Below are 4161 nucleotides of genomic sequence, written 5' to 3'. Positions count from 1 at the left end.
CCGCAGCCTTGCCGCCTCCCGCGGTCTTCCGCTGCGCACCGCCCTTGGCGCCTCCCTTGGCCCCGCCCTTCGGCGGCTCCTCCGGCGCCCCGGCCCTGCGGCCCCGCGAGCTGTTGACCGTCCGGCCGCGGACGATCCCGATGAAGTCCTCCACCAGATCGGTGGTCTCCTCCTGGGGCCACGACAGCGCGACCCGCGACTGCGGCACATCCGTGAGCGGCCGGTACGTGAGGTCCCTGCGGTGGTGCAGACGCGCCAGCGACTGCGGCACGACCAGCAGCCCGACCCCCGCCGCCACCAGCTCGACCGCGTCGCCCGTCGTGGCGGGCCGCTCGAAGGCGGGCTTCCCGGGCGGGCGCTCCCAGTCGAGCGTGTCGTCGAGCGGATGGAACACGATCTCGTCGGCCAGGTCAGCGGCGGACACCTCGTCGGCCGCCGTCACCACATGGTCCTTCGGGACGACGACCACCGTCGTCTCCGTGTAGAGCGGGATCGCGCTCAGGTCCGTACCGTCGACCGGCAGCCGTACGAATCCGGCGTCCACCTCACCCCGCCGCAGCGCGTCGGGTGCTTCGGCCGCGGACAGCGCGACCAGCGTCAGCGGGATGCCGGCCTGGCGCTCCTGCCAGATCCGCACCCACTTGGCGGGCGTCACACCCGGGACGTACCCGAGCCGGAACGAACGGGGTACTTCCGAGCCTGTCACGCAGCACAGGCTACCCGCCATGGTCGGAGGCCGCGCACACGCTCGATATCCTGGACGGCATGACGTCGCACCAGAACGCCCAGACCATGAAGCCCGCGACCGCGGCGAAGAAGCTGGGTGTGTACCTCGAGGCCACCCCCGCAGAGTTCCAGGAGGGTGTCATCTCGCGCGGCGAACTGAACGCGCTCCAGGCCGACCCGCCCGCGTGGCTCCGCGACCTGCGGCGCGACGGCCCGCACCCGCGGCCCGTCGTCGCGGCCAAGCTCGGCGTCTCCATCTCGGGCCTGGCCCGCGGCGGGATCACCGAGGCGCTCACCACGGACCAGATCGAGGCGCTCAAGCAGGAGAACCCGGAGTGGCTCCAGAAGGAGCGCGCCACCCAGGCCGAGGTACGCAAGGAAGCCGCCCGCATCAAGGCGAAGCAGGCGGAGCAGGCGCAGCAGTCCGAGTAGGAGGCGGCGCGGCGCCGCACCGCCCCGGAAACCCGTAGCCGACCAGGGCTTTTGCAACGGGCGGCAGGGGTGTTTCCATGAGGGGTCGGAGGAGGCTGCCATGGGCTCTCAGACCCGTACGACACTCGCATCCACCCACAGGCTCCGTACGGCGGCGGCGCTCGCCACCGTACTGATCCTCCCCCTCGCACTCACCGCGTGCGCCAACGGAAACGGGAACGGCAACACCAGCAACACCAACGGCACCGGGACCGGGACCACCGGGACCGGCACCGGCACCGGCACACCACGGTCCGCCACCCCCACGACCACCCCCGGTCCCGCCACACCCACCGCCCCTCCGCCGACGACGCCCACCGACCCGGCCACGCCGGCCCCGCCGAACACGCCGCCCCCGTCGACGCCGACCGGCGGCACCCCGCCGAAGCAGGTCCGCGCCGCCGTCTACTTCCTGCACGGCGAGCAGGTCTCCCCGGCCCCACGCCCCGTGGCCGCCCCCTCCACCGCCGCCGGCGCCCTGCGCGCCCTGCTCGCCGGACCCACCGGATTCGAGCGCGGGCACGACCGTACGACCGCCATCCCCGCCGGTACGACGCTGAACTCCGTCGCCGTACGGGACCGCGTCGCGACCGTCGACCTGTCCGAGCGGTACGACGACGGGGGCGGCACCCTGTCCATGCGGGCCCGCCTCGCCCAGGTCGTCTTCACCGCCACCCGGTTCCCCACTATCGACAAGGTGCAGTTCGCCCTCGACGGCAAGCCGGTGCGCAGCTTCGGCGGCGAGGGCATCGAGCTGAACAAGCCCGTCGGCCGGGCCGACTTCGAGGACCTGACGCCCGACATCCTGGTGGAGTCCCCGATGATCGGCGAGACCATCGGCAGTCCGGTGCGGGTGTGGGGGACCGCGAACACCTTCGAGGCCACGTTCCGGCTGAAAATCACCGACGCGGCCGGCCGCACCGCCGCCGACCTCTACGGCACGGCCACCTCGGGCAGCGGCACGCGCGGCACGTTCGACGTGACCGTCCCGTACGAGGCCGCCCGCTCCGGGCCCGGCCTCCTGACGGCCTACTGGGAGTCACCGAAGGACGGACGGCCTGTGATCTCGGACACCGTCCCGGTCACGGTGAACCGCTGACCGGCGGGGAACGCACAGTCGGCACGCCCCTCGCGTTTACCCCCGTCCCTGGGTGCAACCCGTCGCCGTACGGGGAGCGCCGGGACAGAGCCGGACACCACGCCCCGACCGACAGCTGGTGAGCGACCATGGAGAAGACCGCCGTCACGGCCTCGCGCCGGGCCGAGTCCGTCGAGCGTGACGACACGACCGACCTCGTACGGCAGTACCTCGCGCAGATCTCCGCGACGCCCCTCCTCACAGCGGCCGAGGAGGTCGACCTGGCGAAGCGCATCGAGGCCGGCGTGTACGCGGACGAACTCCTCCGCGAGGCCGAGGCGGACCGGCGCGAACTGCCGGCCGCGCGCAGCGAGGACCTGAAGGCGGTGGCCCGCGACGGGCAGCACGCCAAGGACCACATGGTCCGCGCCAACCTGCGGCTCGTGGTGGCCGTCGCCAAGAAGCACAGCCACCGAGGGCTGCCCTTCCTCGACGTCGTCCAGGAGGGCAACCTCGGTCTCATCCGGGCCGTCGAGAAGTTCGACTACGCCAAGGGCTACAAGTTCTCGACGTACGCCACCTGGTGGATCCGCCAGGCCATCGAACGCGGCCTGGCCCAGCACGCCCGCACCGTGCGGCTGCCGGTCCACCTGGTGGAGGACCTGTCCAAGCTCGGCCGCAAGGAACGCGAGCTCCAGCTGCGCCTCGGCCGCGAGCCGACCGCCGATGAGGCCGCCGAGGCGGCGGACATGTCCGTCGAGAGGGTCACCATGCTGCGCCACGTGGGGCGCGAGGCCATCAGCCTCGACACCCCCGTCGGCGAATCAGGCGAGACGGTCGTCGGTGACCTCATCGAGGACGCCGAGGTCCTCCAGGCGCCGCACGTCGCCGAGTACCACGCCCTCGTCGAGCAGCTCCGCGCGACCATCGCCACACTCGAACCGCGCGAGGCGATGGTCCTCACCCTCCGGTACGGACTGCACGACGGCCGCACGCACACCCGCAGGCAGGTGGCCGAACAGCTCGGTCTGACCACGGAGCGGGTACGCCAGGTGGAGCACCGCGCGATGGCGAAGCTCCGCGCCCCGGAGCGCCGGAGGCCCCTGCTGGACTGGGCGGGCTGAGGCCGGGACATCCGGCTCCCGGCCGTTGCCTCGGCGGTCGTCTCAGCGGTAGTCCGGGTTCGGGAAGTCGAACCGGCACCCGGCCTCCCAGGCGGAGCGCTGGTTGCCGTACGCGGGGAAGCCCCCGGCGTCCTTCAGCAGCCGCGCCAGGTGCAGCAGGTTCCAGGTCATGAACGTGGTGTTGCGGTTGGTGAAGTCGTTGTCCGGGCCGCCGGAGTTCTCGTCGAGGTACGACGGGCCAGGGCCGGCCGCGCCGACCCACCCGGCGTCGGCCTGCGGCGGCACGGCGTAGCCCAGGTGCTGGAGCGAGTACAGGACGTTCATGGCGCAGTGCTTGGCCCCGTCCTCGTTGCCGGTGACGAGACATCCGCCGACGCGGCCGTAATAGGCGTACTGCCCGGCGTCGTTGAGGAGCGCGGAGCAGGAGTAGAGCCGCTCCACGACCCGCTTCATGACCGAGCTGTTGTCCCCGAGCCACACGGGCCCTGCGAGCACCAGGATGTCCGCGTCCATGACCCGCGGGTACAGCACCGGCCACTCGTCGGTCGCGGCACCGTGGTCCGTCATGTCCGGGAACACGCCGGGCGCGAGATCGTGGTCGACGGCCCGGATCTGGTCGACCCGCACACCCTGCCGCTCCATGATCGACCGGCTGAGCTCCACCAGCCCCTGCGTATGGCTCAGCTCGGGCGACGGCTTGAGCGTGCAGTTGACGAACAACGCCCGCAGATCGTCGAACCGATACGGCGCGGCCTCACCCAT

5 protein-coding genes are annotated in these 4161 nt (G+C 72.1%); 3 read left to right on the top strand and 2 right to left on the bottom strand.

The window, feature by feature from the left end:
* A partial coding sequence (locus HTZ82_RS06100; RefSeq protein WP_175408247.1) for a LysR substrate-binding domain-containing protein occupies nucleotides 1-706 on the bottom strand: 706 nt, incomplete at its 3' end.
* Nucleotides 707-765: 59 nt separating this feature from the next.
* Between HTZ82_RS06100 and HTZ82_RS06095 the strand changes: the two genes are divergently transcribed.
* The 3 genes from HTZ82_RS06095 (at nucleotide 766) to HTZ82_RS06085 (ending at nucleotide 3399) form a co-directional block, all read left to right on the top strand.
* Nucleotides 766-1158 carry a DUF5997 family protein gene (locus tag HTZ82_RS06095; RefSeq protein WP_175408246.1) on the top strand — a complete coding sequence of 131 codons (393 nt, stop codon included), beginning with the start codon at nucleotides 766-768 and terminating at the stop codon, nucleotides 1156-1158.
* A 100-nt stretch (nucleotides 1159-1258) separates the two neighbouring features.
* A complete protein-coding gene (locus tag HTZ82_RS06090; protein WP_175408245.1) occupies nucleotides 1259-2296 on the top strand; it encodes a GerMN domain-containing protein in 1038 nt (345 codons plus the stop codon).
* A gap of 128 nt (nucleotides 2297-2424) precedes the next feature.
* Nucleotides 2425-3399 carry a sigma-70 family RNA polymerase sigma factor gene (locus tag HTZ82_RS06085; RefSeq protein WP_175408244.1) on the top strand — a complete coding sequence of 325 codons (975 nt, stop codon included), beginning with the start codon at nucleotides 2425-2427 and terminating at the stop codon, nucleotides 3397-3399.
* A 42-nt stretch (nucleotides 3400-3441) separates the two neighbouring features.
* Here HTZ82_RS06085 and HTZ82_RS06080 read toward each other — a convergent pair whose 3' ends face one another.
* Entirely contained in the window at nucleotides 3442-4161 is a 720-nt protein-coding gene (locus tag HTZ82_RS06080; RefSeq protein ID WP_175408243.1) for a flavodoxin family protein, read from the bottom strand.

Source organism: Streptomyces sp. TRM64462, from assembly GCF_013362995.1.
Lineage (GTDB): Bacteria > Actinomycetota > Actinomycetes > Streptomycetales > Streptomycetaceae > Streptomyces.
Note: the sequence above shows the minus strand (reverse complement) of the source record. Positions and strands in the feature narration are given on the sequence as shown.

What these genes read in the sequence shown, in the direction of transcription:
- HTZ82_RS06085 (WP_175408244.1), top strand. Translation starts at nt 2,425, where the DNA reads ATGGAGAAGACCGCCGTCACGGCCTCGCGCCGGGCCGAGTCCGTCGAG.
- HTZ82_RS06080 (WP_175408243.1), bottom strand. Translation starts at nt 4,161, where the DNA reads ATGGGTGAGGCCGCGCCGTATCGGTTCGACGATCTGCGGGCGTTGTTC.
- HTZ82_RS06095 (WP_175408246.1), top strand. Translation starts at nt 766, where the DNA reads ATGACGTCGCACCAGAACGCCCAGACCATGAAGCCCGCGACCGCGGCG.
- HTZ82_RS06090 (WP_175408245.1), top strand. Translation starts at nt 1,259, where the DNA reads ATGGGCTCTCAGACCCGTACGACACTCGCATCCACCCACAGGCTCCGT.